The sequence below is a fragment of the Flavobacterium sp. MMS24-S5 genome, from assembly GCF_050320125.1.
In the GTDB taxonomy this organism is placed as follows: Bacteria; Bacteroidota; Bacteroidia; order Flavobacteriales; family Flavobacteriaceae; genus Flavobacterium; species Flavobacterium tyrosinilyticum.
Window position 1 is genome coordinate 4346912 of the sequence record NZ_CP190016.1, and the last position, 13952, is coordinate 4360863.

At 33.2% G+C, this 13952-nt stretch carries 8 protein-coding genes and 2 pseudogenes; 1 reads left to right on the forward strand and 9 read right to left on the reverse strand.

Annotated elements, in window-relative coordinates; translation table 11 throughout:
* Nucleotides 1–15 precede the first annotated feature (15 nt).
* The 4 genes and pseudogenes from ACPWTF_RS19960 to ACPWTF_RS19975 form a co-directional block, all read right to left on the reverse strand.
* Nucleotides 16–1326 carry an APC family permease gene (locus ACPWTF_RS19960; RefSeq protein ID WP_427872658.1) on the reverse strand — a complete coding sequence of 437 codons (1311 nt, stop codon included), beginning with the start codon at nucleotides 1324–1326 and terminating at the stop codon, nucleotides 16–18.
* Nucleotides 1327–1466: 140 nt separating this feature from the next.
* A pseudogene (locus ACPWTF_RS19965) lies at nucleotides 1467–3696 on the reverse strand (TonB-dependent siderophore receptor).
* A gap of 282 nt (nucleotides 3697–3978) precedes the next feature.
* Complete coding sequence (locus ACPWTF_RS19970; protein ID WP_427872659.1) at nucleotides 3979–4704, reverse strand: hypothetical protein; 726 nt, start codon at nucleotides 4702–4704, stop codon at nucleotides 3979–3981.
* A gap of 145 nt (nucleotides 4705–4849) precedes the next feature.
* Nucleotides 4850–7168 (reverse strand): TonB-dependent siderophore receptor, encoded by a 2319-nt coding sequence (locus ACPWTF_RS19975; protein WP_427872660.1) that lies wholly within the window; start codon nucleotides 7166–7168, stop codon nucleotides 4850–4852.
* Between the two features lie 217 nt (nucleotides 7169–7385).
* Here ACPWTF_RS19975 and ACPWTF_RS19980 point away from each other — a divergent pair, with 217 nt between their 5' ends.
* The gene (locus tag ACPWTF_RS19980; RefSeq protein ID WP_095929814.1) at nucleotides 7386–8546 is read left to right on the forward strand and encodes an MFS transporter; all 1161 of its coding nucleotides are present in this window, start codon (nucleotides 7386–7388) and stop codon (nucleotides 8544–8546) included.
* Between the two features lie 104 nt (nucleotides 8547–8650).
* Here the strand turns inward: ACPWTF_RS19980 and ACPWTF_RS19985 are convergent, their stop codons facing one another.
* The 5 genes and pseudogenes from ACPWTF_RS19985 to ACPWTF_RS20005 all read right to left on the reverse strand — a co-directional run bounded on the left by ACPWTF_RS19985 (nucleotide 8651) and on the right by ACPWTF_RS20005 (nucleotide 13376).
* A complete protein-coding gene (locus ACPWTF_RS19985) occupies nucleotides 8651–9181 on the reverse strand; it encodes a hypothetical protein (RefSeq protein ID WP_427872661.1) in 531 nt (176 codons plus the stop codon).
* A 10-nt stretch (nucleotides 9182–9191) separates the two neighbouring features.
* Nucleotides 9192–9650 (reverse strand): hypothetical protein, encoded by a 459-nt coding sequence (locus ACPWTF_RS19990; RefSeq protein WP_427872662.1) that lies wholly within the window; start codon nucleotides 9648–9650, stop codon nucleotides 9192–9194.
* 43 nt (nucleotides 9651–9693) lie between these two features.
* The gene (locus ACPWTF_RS19995; protein WP_427872663.1) at nucleotides 9694–10122 is read right to left on the reverse strand and encodes a hypothetical protein; all 429 of its coding nucleotides are present in this window, start codon (nucleotides 10120–10122) and stop codon (nucleotides 9694–9696) included.
* A 49-nt stretch (nucleotides 10123–10171) separates the two neighbouring features.
* Entirely contained in the window at nucleotides 10172–10648 is a 477-nt protein-coding gene (locus ACPWTF_RS20000; protein WP_427872664.1) for a DUF6265 family protein, read from the reverse strand.
* A 417-nt stretch (nucleotides 10649–11065) separates the two neighbouring features.
* Nucleotides 11066–13376 (reverse strand): annotated as a pseudogene (locus ACPWTF_RS20005) (DNA topoisomerase 3).
* Nucleotides 13377–13952 lie beyond the last annotated feature (576 nt).

Consider the following 13952-nt stretch of genomic DNA (forward strand, 5'->3'; position numbering starts at 1 on the left):
TTTTGTTATAATATTTTACTTCTTCTTCAAAAACAAAAACAAAGGATAAGAAACGATCGTAATCGCAACAATAATAATAAAACTTTTAGGGTCACTGTAAATAAATCCTCCAAGTAATGCAATAGAAAATATAATCGCTATTATAGTGGTCCAAGGATACCAGAAAGAATGGTAAGGTCTTGGCAAATCGGGTTCAGAAGTTCTTAGTTTTAAAAGCGAATAATAAGCCAATCCCCAAACGATTATAGAGATAAAGGCAGCGAAAGAAAATAATACTTCAAAAGAGCCAATGCAAATTAAAAACAAACTGAAAAGAGAGGAAACCAATAGCGCAACAATTGGTGTCCCGCCTTTGTTTACAGTTGTTCCTTTTTGGATAAAGAAACCGTCACGGCTTAATCCGTAAAGGATTCTTGGCGGAATCATCATAAAAGCATTCAAAATACTAATTAATGAAAAAATAGAAATTACCGTTACGATTTTGGCACCACTTTCTCCAAAAAGAATTTTAGCAACATCGGCAGCAGCTAGATTAGATTTGGCTAAAGTTTCGATTGGCAATACATGAAAAAAAGCGGCATTCACTAAAATGTAGATTGCAACAACGAGCAAAACACCACTATACAAAGATTTCGGAATGTTTTTACTTGGATCATCATTTTCTTCTGCAAAAAAGCAAACGGCATTCCAACCATTATAAGTTCCAATAATGAGTTGTAATGATTTAAAAAATCCAAAAATAAGTCCGATTTGAAAAATAGAACTATCCGTTTTTATCGCTGGAACTTCAACTCCAGAATACATAAAACAAGCCACAACCAAAGCCACAAAGCAAATGACTTTTAGTAAACTGGTAATCTGCTGAATTACACTTCCGTTTTTTACGCCGCTTAAGTGCAGCAAAACAAATGCAACCAATAAAGAAATAGATAATACTGTCGAGTAATGCGCTAATTGCGGAAATAAAATAATCGTGTATTCGCTAATTACGATGCAATAAAACGCGGGCGGAATAGCATTTACAATATAATCGTACCAACCAGAAAGAAAACCGGCATACTCGCCCAAAGCTCTTTTAATATAATTGTAGGATCCACCTGCTTTTGGTAGCATTGTAGCCAATTCTGAATACGAATTTGCTCCTAATAAAACATACAAACCTCCAAAGAGCCAAGAAGCAAGAATAATCCAGTAATTATTCAGCATTTCTGCAATAGTTCCTGGCGTTCTTAAAATTCCAACACCAATTGTTCCGCCAATTAAAACGGCAATATTGAAACTAAGTCCTAAACTTTTTTGTAATTGGTTTTTTGTAGAATCCGACATTCTTGAATTGGGTTTTAAGGATTATAATTTCAAGCAAAAATAGTGTTAATTGAATTAGTTTTGGGCTTAAAATAAAAATCCCAAGATTTTCGAGTGAAACTGAAAATCTTGGGATAAAATCAAAACTCTAATTCAATATTTTAGAACTTGTAACGCAAGCTTGTCATAACTTGACGAGGCGCGATTGGGTTCACACTATAATTTTCGTGAACGGTATAATTTAATTCGTTTGTAATGTTTGATAATTTACAAAGGATTCGAGAATTTTCTCCAAGTATATCCAACAGATGCATCAATTGTAGCATAACCTTCTAACGGAATTTCTCTATGGTAGATTCCATCAGGATATTTAGTTAGATCTGTACTGTGTTGGTCATTCCAGCCTCCTAAACGATCACCGATGTAGTTTCCAACAGCTCCAACAGATAAATTTTTAAATAAACCTTCTTGTACCGTATAAAAGAAACTTAAGTTTGCTGTATTTGCTGGAGTTCTAACAAGACGATCGCCTTCGATAAAACTTCCGTTTAAACCAGATGTTTTAGTATAACGCATATCGTTGTAGCTGTAACCTGCAATAATGCTAAGTCCGTCAATTGGTCTTGCAGTAACGTCAACTTCAACACCTTTACTTTTAGTTTCACCGCTTAAAACTTTTACGTTTGTGTCAGTGTTTAAACTTCCATCAGCTTTAAATTCTGCAGTTTGAGCCAAGTTGCTGTTTGTGATTTGATAAACCGTAACATTTGTGCTTAATAATCCTTGTAGGAAATCGGTTTTAATACCAGCTTCATATTGATCAATAATAGAAGGCTCAATTGGTTTTAAATCTGCTGTAGTTCCTGTGTTTGGGGTAAACGAAGTAGAGTAGCTACCAAAGATAGAAACCTCTTTTCTAGGCTGATAAATTAATCCAAATTTTGGAGAAAATGCATTGTCTAGTTTTTTAGCGCCTACTGTAGGAACTGCATTTTCAGGCTTAACAGTTTGTTTTCCGCCAGCAAAAGTTTCTTTGTAAGTTGTAACTTCGGCTTCTTGCCAAGACCAACGTACACCTGCTAATACTTTAAACTTCTCTGTAATCGAAATTAAATCTTGAAAATAAACACCAAAACGGTTGGTTTCTGTTTTTGCAATTTGAGTTGCTCTAGCATCTGGAATATCATTTCTTTGTGTTGACGGATCAAAGTTGAAAAGATTGATGGTATCATAATTTGCAGGATTAAATGTAAAAGTATAAGCTGTTGCAAATGAGTTTTCCCAGTCTGCACCTGTAAAAATTTGATGTTTTACAGATCCTGTATTAAAGTTTCCTTGAAGACTTAATTGATCTCCTAAAATTTGTTCTGAGTTGTCGTTTTGAACCAAAGGTCTTGTCCAGTCTCCATTGTCTTTTACAGTCGATAATTGTGCTGTAGATTTTGAAGCTCTATCATAATTCTGGAAAGAAGAATTAAAGTTTAATTTCCAGTTTTTGTTGAAATCATGATTTAATAATACCGATGCACTAGCAGATTTTGTATTACCATTAGACCAAAGTGCTCCGTAAAAAGTATTTCTAGGCAAATCAAGAATTTGTGTGCCAATAATTCCAGTTCCAAAATCAGGTGTCCAATCTGCACTTAAATAATCTCCTTGTAATGTAATTTGAGTTTTAGGATTAATGACAAAAAGCAACGATGGATTTACATATACACGTTTGTTTTTTACAACATCTCTAAAGCTTTCTGAGTTCTCGTAAGAACCGTTAATTCTAAATGCGATTGATTTAGTAAGACCTCCGTACAAATCAAATGCTGGCTTGTAATAAGAGTAGCTTCCAATTTGCATTGAAACTTCTCCACCGCTTTTAAATTGAGGTGTTTTGGTAACTAAATTAAGAATTCCTCCTGGCGCTACGTTTCCAAATAATAACGCTGAACCACCTTTTAAGAATTCTACTTTATCTAAACCTGAAACATCAGGAATTGATCCTGCATTGTAACGGAATCCGTTTTTAAACATATTGTTTGCAGACATGTCATAACCTCTAGAGAAGAAAGATTCTTGAGCACCACCACGTGCAGAACCAACGTAAACACCGTTAGCGTTTTTAAGAACTTCGCTTAATCTAATTGCTTGCTGCTGTTCGATAATTTCAGAACCAATAACTTGTATGCTTTGTGGATTATCCATTGGTTTTAATCCAGAGCGAACTGCTGTTACGGGTTTTGGTTCTTTGGTTTTAGTAACAACTACTTCATTTAAAATTTCCCCTTTTTTATTCTTAACAGTATCGTTTACTGAAGAAGTAGATTCGGCGCTTGAATAATCTTGCGCATAAGAGGCAAAACTCAATAATCCTAATACAAATAGTAAATTATATTTCATGGTATTTATTTAGATTCAATAAAAATTATCGAGTGCAAATATAAATAGACATATTCTTTAACAGGAAATTATGAAGTGGATTTCTTACTTAAACCTTCCTTAGTCTTTTCTTAAGATTTGCTTAAGGATTTTCTAATGTTATTTTAATTTTGTATTTAAAACCAATTAAAATGCCTTATAGAATATTCTAGAAGGCATTTTTACAAAAAAACAGGGCTGGCTCATTTTTGAGTCAGCCCTGTTTCAATTGAAATTAAAACCTAAGAATGAGATTTTCTGAAATTATTTTACAGCAATTTGATAAGTTGCCATTTTCCAGATTTCATCGTATTTTTTTCCGTTATGTTCACCTGCAGATTTCTCTGTATAAGCAAACTCAACCATATAATTTCCAGACCAGATAGGAGTAAAAGAGATTTCTCCTTTATCATTTGTCCATAATTCTTTTTCCCATCCGTTTGGAGCAATTACTTTAATTTTTTGAGATTTTGCAATAGCGCCTTCGTATAAAGCAGAAACATTAATTACAGTATTTTTTTTCGCGATATCGGCATTTTCAGAAAAAACGCTAATCTTATTATTGTTAGCCGCAGCTACATTTCCAGCCGATTTGTTTCCAACAACAACGGTTGCACTAGAATTGTAGTCTAATTTCATTGTTCCGTAAACATCTCCAACGGTATGATGCATTACAATGGTATAAACTCCGTCTTCGTCTGGTGTAAAGAAAGCTTGGTATTTATTATCTAGAGCTTTAGAAGTTAGTTTAGTTTCTTTTTTTGAAGGAGAAATTACAACTAGAGAAAAATCTTTCAGATCAGAAAACCATTTATCAGCTTTTGTAATATCATTATCAGAGAATTCTCCAAAATAAACAGAAATTTCCTGAGCTTTTCCTTTTGTTCCTGTTGCTTTGGTTTCAATCCATAAAGCATGGGCAAAAAGCTGAGGTGCAGCAAAAAGCATTAGAAATAAAAAGCTTAGTGTTTTTAAAGTATTTGATTTCATAAGATCAAGTTTAAATTATTAGAATGATATTTTTTACAAACATAAGTCTTATTTAGAATAATTAAAAATAAAACACTAAAAAACCTCGAAATTCATTTCATATGGAACGTATTTCGAGGTTGTGGGAAATATTTGAGTAAGAAAACTAAAGTCTTACAGTCAGGTTTACTAAGAAGTTTGCTGGAGTTTGAGCCATTCCATAAGAATCCCAATATTTTGTGTTGGTCAGGTTGTTGAATTTAACTCCAAGTCTCCAAACGGGTCTGTCGTAAAATACTGTTGCACTATAAATAGAATAAGAAGGAGCATAAAAGCTTTCATCTTCAAATTTATACTGTTTGTCTACATAATTTCCTCCAAAACCAAAGCCTAAATTTTTTAATGTGTTTTGAAGTTTATAGGAAACCCAAAAATTCAACACATTTTCTGGCGCGCCACTAGCCTTGTTGCCTTCAATTAAAGGGTCAGACGATTTAACGATACGATTGTCATTATAAGCATAACCAGCCGTCACATTTAAACCGTTTATTGGATTGGCAATAAATTCAAAATCAATTCCTTTACTTACTTGTTTTCCATCCTGAATGTTATATCCATCTGGTTTTGTTCTTGTGGCATTATCAATTGTAATGTTATAATAGCTCAGTGTTGTGCTTAGTTTTTTATTGAAAGCTTCTACTTTTACACCACCTTCATATTGATTAGCATAAACTGGTTTTAAGATTAATATTGATCCATCTGGCTGATTTACTGGACCTGAATTTTGAAAACCATTCATATAATTTCCAAATAAAGAAACCTGATCTTTAACTACTTCATAAACCAAACCTAATTTTGGAGACAAAGCAGTTTGGTTGTAGCCCTCTGTATCTTCGATTTTTTTCTGAACAAAGTTATCCAAACGAAGACTTAACATTACAGATAAGCGATCTGAAAAACTAACTACATCTGAAGCATAAACACTGAAAGTCTGCTCATTTGGAACACCAAATTGCATTTCTTTCAATTTTGGGTCTACATCGCTTTTTCGAATTGGTTCAAAATCTGTTGTTACATCAATTAAATCCAATACTTGTGTGGTAGCATATTTAAATGTTCCTTTTGTAAATCTGTAATTGATACCGGTTAATAATTTATGTTTGATGCTTCCTGTTGAAAATTCACCATTAATGTTTTCCTGAAAATTGGTAAAATTATTATGAATTGGTCCAAAACGGGATACCATTCTTTGAACTTCTGTCGGCGATTTCCATGCAGTGTAGTACTGATAACTATGATCGACACGTTCGTCTACCAATGAGAATAATGTTGTAGATTTCCAATTTTCAGAAAGTTTATATTCTGCCTGAGCAAATATTTTAGGAGAACTTGTTTTAGCGTCAAGATCATCTGCAAATAAGCTCGTTCTGTAATCTACTTTTAGGTCTGTTGGGTTGGTAAGTCCTGCCGCATACGAGCGTCCGTAAGTAGGGCGTGTGTTGTTGGTATTGAAAATTTCTGTGTCTAAACTCAGCGTTAATCTGTCGGTTGCTTTATAAATAATGCTCGGCGCAAATAAAACTGTTTTATTAAAGCCATAATCTAAGAAGCTGTTTTCTGTATTTGCCGAAGCGTTCATTCTAAACAAAACTTTTTTGTTTGGAGTCAAAGGCATATTAAAATCTACCGCGACACGCTGTAAACCAAAGCTTCCTCCTGTATAAGATATCTCTGTTTTGCTAGTTTCAAAAGGCTTTTTGGTAACCAAGTTTACAACTCCTCCAAATGAAGAAACAGAAGAACCAAACAAAGTTCCAGAAGGCCCTTTTAGCACCTCAATTCGTTCGGCATTATCAATTGAGATAGAGCTTCTCCCAGAAAGAGTCTCCATGCCGTTTCGTGCATTTACACCCGTGCTGAATCCTCTAAAACTAATTTCAAGTCCGCCAGAAGGATATATTTTTGAGATTGCGCCCGTAGCATTTTGAACCGCGCTTCTTATATCTACCGCAATTTGCTCTTGCAATAGTTCTTTGTGAATAACATTATAAACCTGCGGATTTTCCAGGTTCTTTAGTGGCATTCTGGCTACATAATCGGTCTTTTTTGATAAAATGCTTTTCTTGCCATTTACGATAACTTCATTCAATTCTTTATTAGAAACCTTAAGCTGTAAATTAATTGTTGAGGTTTCATTTTCTGTAACTGTAACTTCAGTTTCTGCGGTTTGGTAACCTGCCAAAGATACTTGAAGTGTATAAGAATTGGCTCTTACTTTATTGAAATCAAAACTACCGTCATCATTCGAAACGGTGCCGTATTTTGTGTTTTTAAGAATAATATTTACACCTGCAGCAGCATCGCCATCTGAGGTGGTTATGGTTCCTTTAATTTTTCCGTGGTTTTGTGCAAAGGCAGATAAAAACGAAAATAAAAAACTGATAGAAAATAGAAAACGTGAAGTTTTCAAACTGAGGTAATTCATTGCTATTTATTAATTGGTTTATAAATGATATTTATTTAGAATAAATAAAAACAATGCAAATGTAAAAATTAAAGTAACTTTAACAATTTTATTTTTTGTCATTTATTTTTGAAATTGTTAAATGTTGATTATTGAGATAATTAAATGAAATTCTTAGTTGATGTTTTAGCGAGATAAAGTTTTAAAGCCTTAATTTTGCAGTCTGAAAAATGACTTCATGATTTTACCATTCTTTAAAAAGATTCAAAATACGCCTAGAGGATATCGTATTGCCAATACTGTTTTTTTCTTCCTTTCTGGCTTTGGATACTCTTCGTGGGTTTCAAGAATTCCACATATACAAGCCCAATTAAAATTGTCTGAAGCCGAATTTGGTGCAGTTTTATTTGCTTTTCCGATAGGTTTAATGTTAACAATGCCTTTTACAGGAAAACTATTAAATAAATACAGCAGTCGTTATATTATGCTTCTTGGCGCTGTTATGTTCAATATTGCGTTGTCTCTGCCTGGTTTGGCGGCATTTGTTTGGCAGTTGGTTATTATACTTTTATTCTTTGGAGCTTCTCGTAATATTTTCAATTTATCTATAAATGCACAATCTCTGGAAGTGCAGAAACTATATCCGAAATCTATTATTACGCGTTTTCATGCCGTTTGGAGTATTGCCGTTTTCTCGGGTGCGGGATTAGGTTATGTAATGGTAACGCAGAAAATTGCACCATCGCATCATTTATTGGGAGTAAGTATTTTTATGCTGGCGCTAACGGCTTGTTTTTATCCGATGAGTATTCACAACGAACCTGTTCCAGTTAAAAAGAAGTTCTTTTCGATGCCAGAAAAAAATCTGGTAAAATTCTCTCTAATTTGTTTCGTTTCTATGGCTTGTGAAAATACCATGTACGACTGGAGCGGAATTTATTTCGAAAATATATTAAAAGCTTCTCCAAAATTAACCAGTGCGGCATTCGTGTTTTTTGCTTCGGCAGTAACGTTAGGACGTATATTTGGAGATTATGGGGTAATGAAATTTGGAACTAAAAAAATCTTGCTTTATAGCGGAATCTTAATTACAGCTGGTTTCGGTGTTTGTTTTATTTTACCGTATGCATACCCAACTATTTTCGGTTACGTTTTAATCGGATTTGGGGTTTCTTGTGTGGTTCCGTTAGTATTTAGTATTGCTGGAAGATCTTCAAAATTAAGCAGTGGTTCTGCCTTAACTTCAATATCAACAATTGGTTACCTCGGATTTTTATTGGTTCCGCCAATGGTTGGTTTTATCTCTGAATATTTAAGTATGAAATGGGCGTTTCTTGTTATGGCGCTTCTCGGAATCCTGATGATTTTTATGGTGAATAAGATCGGGGAGAATGAGTAGTCTTTTTAAGATGCTAAGGTTCTGAGATGCTGAGGTTCTAAGGTTTTTTAGGATTATTATATAAATTAATTTACATATAACTTTAAATTGGGCATACTGTCGTTTTAAACCTTTAATTCAATTGTTTGGATAAAACAAAGAAGAATTATTAAAATACCGATTCCTAAAAGAATTTTAGTATATCTTTTATCCTTCAGATCTCCATATCTGCCTTCAAAATAACTTTTGTATCGGTACATTTGCCCTTTTCCAGTTTCATATGGAATAAATTCTCTTTTGTTTTTCTTCCAAAATATCATTCTGATTATATGATAGAGAATAAAAGTTAATAGAGGAATCAATGCTGTAAAATAATTAGCAATTAAAAAAATGAGAGAAAGTATTAACCAGAGAATTGAAAAGTAAACGTTTCTAAATCTCAGCCCAAAGGGTGACGAAATTGTTTGTCCACCACATATTATAGATACAGTAAAAGAGATTGCAAATATATTTCTTGGTTGATATTTGCTCGCAAATACATATAACATTATTCCAATTATGTATCCGGCTAAATATAAATAATCGGATACTATAAATTTTCTCGCTTCTAATTTCCCAAAAATAAATTTTCGGCTTGATTGATTTACTTTAGGCAATTTGTACACTTTAATCGAATATTTCTTTAAGATATTCTTTCCATTTTTGTTTATCAATGATGTATGAATATTGGTAACTCTTTTCACAAATTCTTATTTTGTTTTTAAACTCTAAGGTATCTACATAAAAGAAATCAAGCTCTTCTTTTTGATTTAGAAAATGAATAGTAAAAGAGCTTTTTGGGCAACAGCAATAACCTGTTTTTTCTGCGTTTTCGAAAATGGCTTCAAAATTCTTTACCTTTTGTTTTGTAGAAGTTTTATATTCTGTTGTTGGGGGATAAAATTCTACTTCTACAGTTTTATATGTTACTGTTGAATCATAAGATTTTATGATGATTTGATTGCTGTTTGATACCGTAGAATTAAATGAAAAATTATCCCAAATAGGATCAATATAATTTTGAGTTTTTTCGTTACAGCTTATTATTAAAGTTGAAAACAGAATTAATAAGAAAAGCTTTTTCATTAAAGTTATAGTTATTTATTTTCTGAAAAGACAAAACTTTATATCAAAAATCACACATTTTAGCTCCTTTCGATTCTATTTCCTTTTTAAATTCGATAGGTAATTCTAATTTAAATTTACAGATATCTTTTATTTCATATTGCTGAGTTTCTTTATTAAAAATTACTGCCTGAGACGAAAGGTAATCTGAATTATAATACCATACATCAGCATTTTTATCCACATATAAAACCCAATAGTGATAAGCGCTAAAAGTTTCATCTAAGTTTTGTTGAAACAGTATTTTGTTTTTACTGTTTCTTATGGCAAATATTTTCAATCCATCTTTTAGTTCTTTGATCAAAATATTTCGATCCTTTCCAGGAATAGTGTAAATTCCATCGTTATACAAAAAACCTGATTTAATACTTTTATAGCTTAATTGATAATTGTTACAAGACACAAAAAGAAGAATTAAAATAATATTAATCATTATTCTAATTCTTCTTTTTGTCATTTTATTTTTTACAAAAAACATTGAACTACTTTTTCGTCATAACAAACTTCTCAGAACTTGGTTTTCCATTCAAATTCCCAGAAATTTCTGCGGTTAAAGTATTATTTGCTCCTTTTGTATAAGTAATTTTTTGAGGATAATCATGTTTCGGATTTTCAAAAATCAATTGTTGCTCTGTTTCTGAAGTAGAAGGGAAAAAGACCGGTTTGTCATCGTTTTGCCCTTTTACTGTTGCTTTGTAAGTAAGCGTTTCGCCTAGCTGTGCCAAAACAATAGTTTCAAAATGCAAAGTGTCTTTTCCTTTTATAAAATAAGAAGAAGCGCTGAAAGTACTGTCGTTTAGTTTTTGCCAATTTTCAGATAAAATGCCTTCAGGAGTTTTGTTTTCCCAGTTTCCGATTAACCAGTCGGCTTTTTTGATTTTATCTTTTTCTACCGTTTCTTTTTTCTGGCATGAAACTGCGGCTAATACAAGAGCTAAAAGAGTAATTTTCTGAAACATATTTATAAGGTTTTTGATAGCACTAATGTATGAAAAAAATGTTTGCCACAAATAACACGAATTTTCGCGAATTTCTTTTTTTATATCTGCCACAGATTAAAAGGATTAAAATGATTTTTTTTACTGTGTGTTTAGCACAAGTTCTCTCTTTTTTTATTTCACGCAGATTTAAAAAAGATTTAAGCTGATTCACGCAGATTTAGATAAATGAAAATCTAATTAATCTGCACAAATCTGCAAAATCTGCGTGAAATAAATTAGTGTAAATTTGCATAATTACTACGTCAGTCCCTTCGGTCGAGTCGTGGCAAAAAAAATAATCTGTACTAATCATTTTAATCTGTGGCAAATAATATAGAGACAGTAATTTTTAAAAAATAATTCGCGAAAATTCGTGAATTCGTGGCAGAAAAATTTTTAGACACTTTCTGATAAAATAGAATAAACCAATTCCTTAGTTGGTTTTTGATCTTTTAGTTTTTCGCGAACTTCGTCAAAAGTCACTTTAAAATCACAGCCCGATTTATATTCTGCGCAACCATAAGCCGTTTTGCCTTTTAGAATTGTTCCTTTTTTACATTTCGGACAAACCAATGCATCTGAATTTTCTTTGGGTTCGGCTTTTTTATCGGTTTTCTTTGGTTCTAATTTCAGTTTGTAATTTTCTTCAAAACGAATTAAGCCTTCCACAGTTCCAGAATCGGTTTTAAAGCCTTTTATGTTTACTGTAGAACCCTTTTGAACCAATCTTAAATACTGGCTTTCGGTTATTTTTTTATCATGAAAAACAAAAGGCAATACAAAATCACAACCCGATTTGTACTCGCTGCAGCCAAAGGCCGATTTTCCTTTCAGTATCTTTCCTTTTTGGCATTTCGGACAAGTTTCTGCTGAAATTCCAGAGGCTTTCTTTTTCTCTTTTTCCGCTTTTACAACTGGTTTCTTAATCGTTGCCGCATGCGAAATATTGGCGTGCTTGGTTTCGCTTCGAACTTCATAAACCAAAGCTTCAACCATGCGTTTCATGTTTCTAATGAAGGCTGCTGCGGTGAAAGTTCCTTTTTCAATATCTTTCAATTGTTTTTCCCAAGTTCCTGTAAGTTCGGCCGATTTTACCAATTCGTTCTGAATCGTATCAATCAACTGAATTCCAGTCAAAGTGGGTAAAACTTGCTTTTTGTTTCGAACAATATATTGGCGTTTGAAAAGCGTTTCAATAATATTCGCACGGGTTGACGGACGACCGATTCCGTTTTCTTTCATTAATTCGCGTAAATCTTCGTCATCAACCTGTTTTCCTGCGGTTTCCATAGCACGCAGTAAAGTTGCCTCTGTAAACTGATTAGGCGGTTTGGTTTCTTTTTGAAGAAATGAAGGTTCATGCGGCAGCTTTTTCGCCCACAACAAAACTTGGCAGTAAATCGGGTTCTTTTTCCTTCGCATTCGGATCTTCAAAAACAACGCGGAAACCTTTCTTCAAGATTTCTTTTCCGGTCGCTTTAAAAGTCACATCGGCAGCTTTTCCAATAACTGTAGTATTGGCCACCAAACAATCATCATAAAAAACAGCAATAAAACGTCTGGTAATAATATCATAAACCTGCTGCTGATTATGAGGTAGATTATTTTGAACTCCCGTTGGAATAATCGCGTGGTGATCGGTTACTTTTTTATCGTTGAAAACCTTTGGTGATTTTTTGATTTTTTTTCCTAAAAGAGGCTGAGTCAATTCGGCATAATTGGTTAATTTCTGCAGAATTCCAGGCACTTTCGGATAAATATCACCTGGTAAAAAAGTTGTGTCAACTCTGGGATAGGTAATAACTTTCTGTTCGTACAAAGTCTGTGCAATCTTCAATGTTTCTTCGGCAGAAAATCCAAATTTTTGATTGCAATAAACTTGCAGACCAGTTAAGTCGAAAAGTTTTGGGGCATATTCATTTCCGTTCTTTTTATCAACAGAAACGATTTCGAAATCACTTTCTTTGACTTTGGCCGCGATAACTTGTCCGTCTTCTTGGTTTAGAAAACGACCTTCTTCGTAACTAAAAAGCGTTTCTCTGTATAAAGTCTGCAATTCCCAATACGGCTGCGGTTTAAAGTTTTCGATTTCTCTAAAACGCTCTACAACCATCGCCAATGTTGGCGTTTGTACGCGTCCGATAGACAAAACTTGTTTGTAGCCGCCATGTTTTACAGTGTACAAACGTGTGGCATTCATTCCTAAAAGCCAATCGCCGATAGCTCTAGAAAATCCGGCATAGAATAAATTATCGTAGTTAGCAGAAGGTTTTAAGTTTTCAAAACCTTCTTTAATAGCTTCTGTGGTAAGAGATGAAATCCATAATCGCTGAATTTCGCCTTTGTAATGCGCTTCGTTCATCACCCAGCGCTGAATCAATTCTCCTTCTTGTCCAGCATCCCCGCAGTTTATAACGACTTCGGCTTTGTCAAAAAGACTTTTAATGATTTTAAACTGCTTTTGGATTCCAGAATTCTGAACCACTTTGGTTTCAAATTTTTCGGGAAGCATAGGGAGATTATTCAAATCCCAGCTTTTCCAATGCGGTTTATAATCGTTGGGTTCTTTTAAGGTGCATAAATGTCCAAAAGTGTAGGTTACTGCATAACCATTGCCTTCGTAATAGCCATCGTGTTTGGTATTGGCACCCAAAACAGATGCAATTTCACGCGCTACACTTGGTTTCTCAGCAATACAGACCTTCATTTTTTCTCTTCTAGTTGGACATGCGAAACTACGGATTTTATGGGAAAGGGGCAAAGATTATTAGAATGAAAGGATCAAAGTTTCATAAGAGCAAAGAGGCATAGGTTTCTTTTGGATTATTGCTTTTTTAATAATTTTATACTAATTAATTCAATCGAGAGAGGTCTAAAAAATATCATTATAGCCTAAAAGATTTCCTATTGAAATAGCAAGAAATACCAAGCCAATAACAGTTACTAAAATTACTGTACAACCATTAGAATGGTCTTTTATTATAAAATTTTCGGGTTCTTTAAAATTGTATTGAATTTTAATATTCTTGTTTATGTTTTCTTTATATGTTTTAAATTTATCTAAATCTGATGACGAATGGATAAAAGGTTTTCCTCTAAGTGTTTTTCCATCATAAGTTTCAAATTCAATGATAGGTGTTTTAAAACCTTCACTATCGCTTTCGTAAGAAACAATTTTGCCAAAACACTCAATTTTATTTTTATTTAATTTTTTTTAAACTAAAAGAGTATGAATAGAATAATAGGTGCATGCAATACCAAGCAATAAAAAACAAAGCACAGG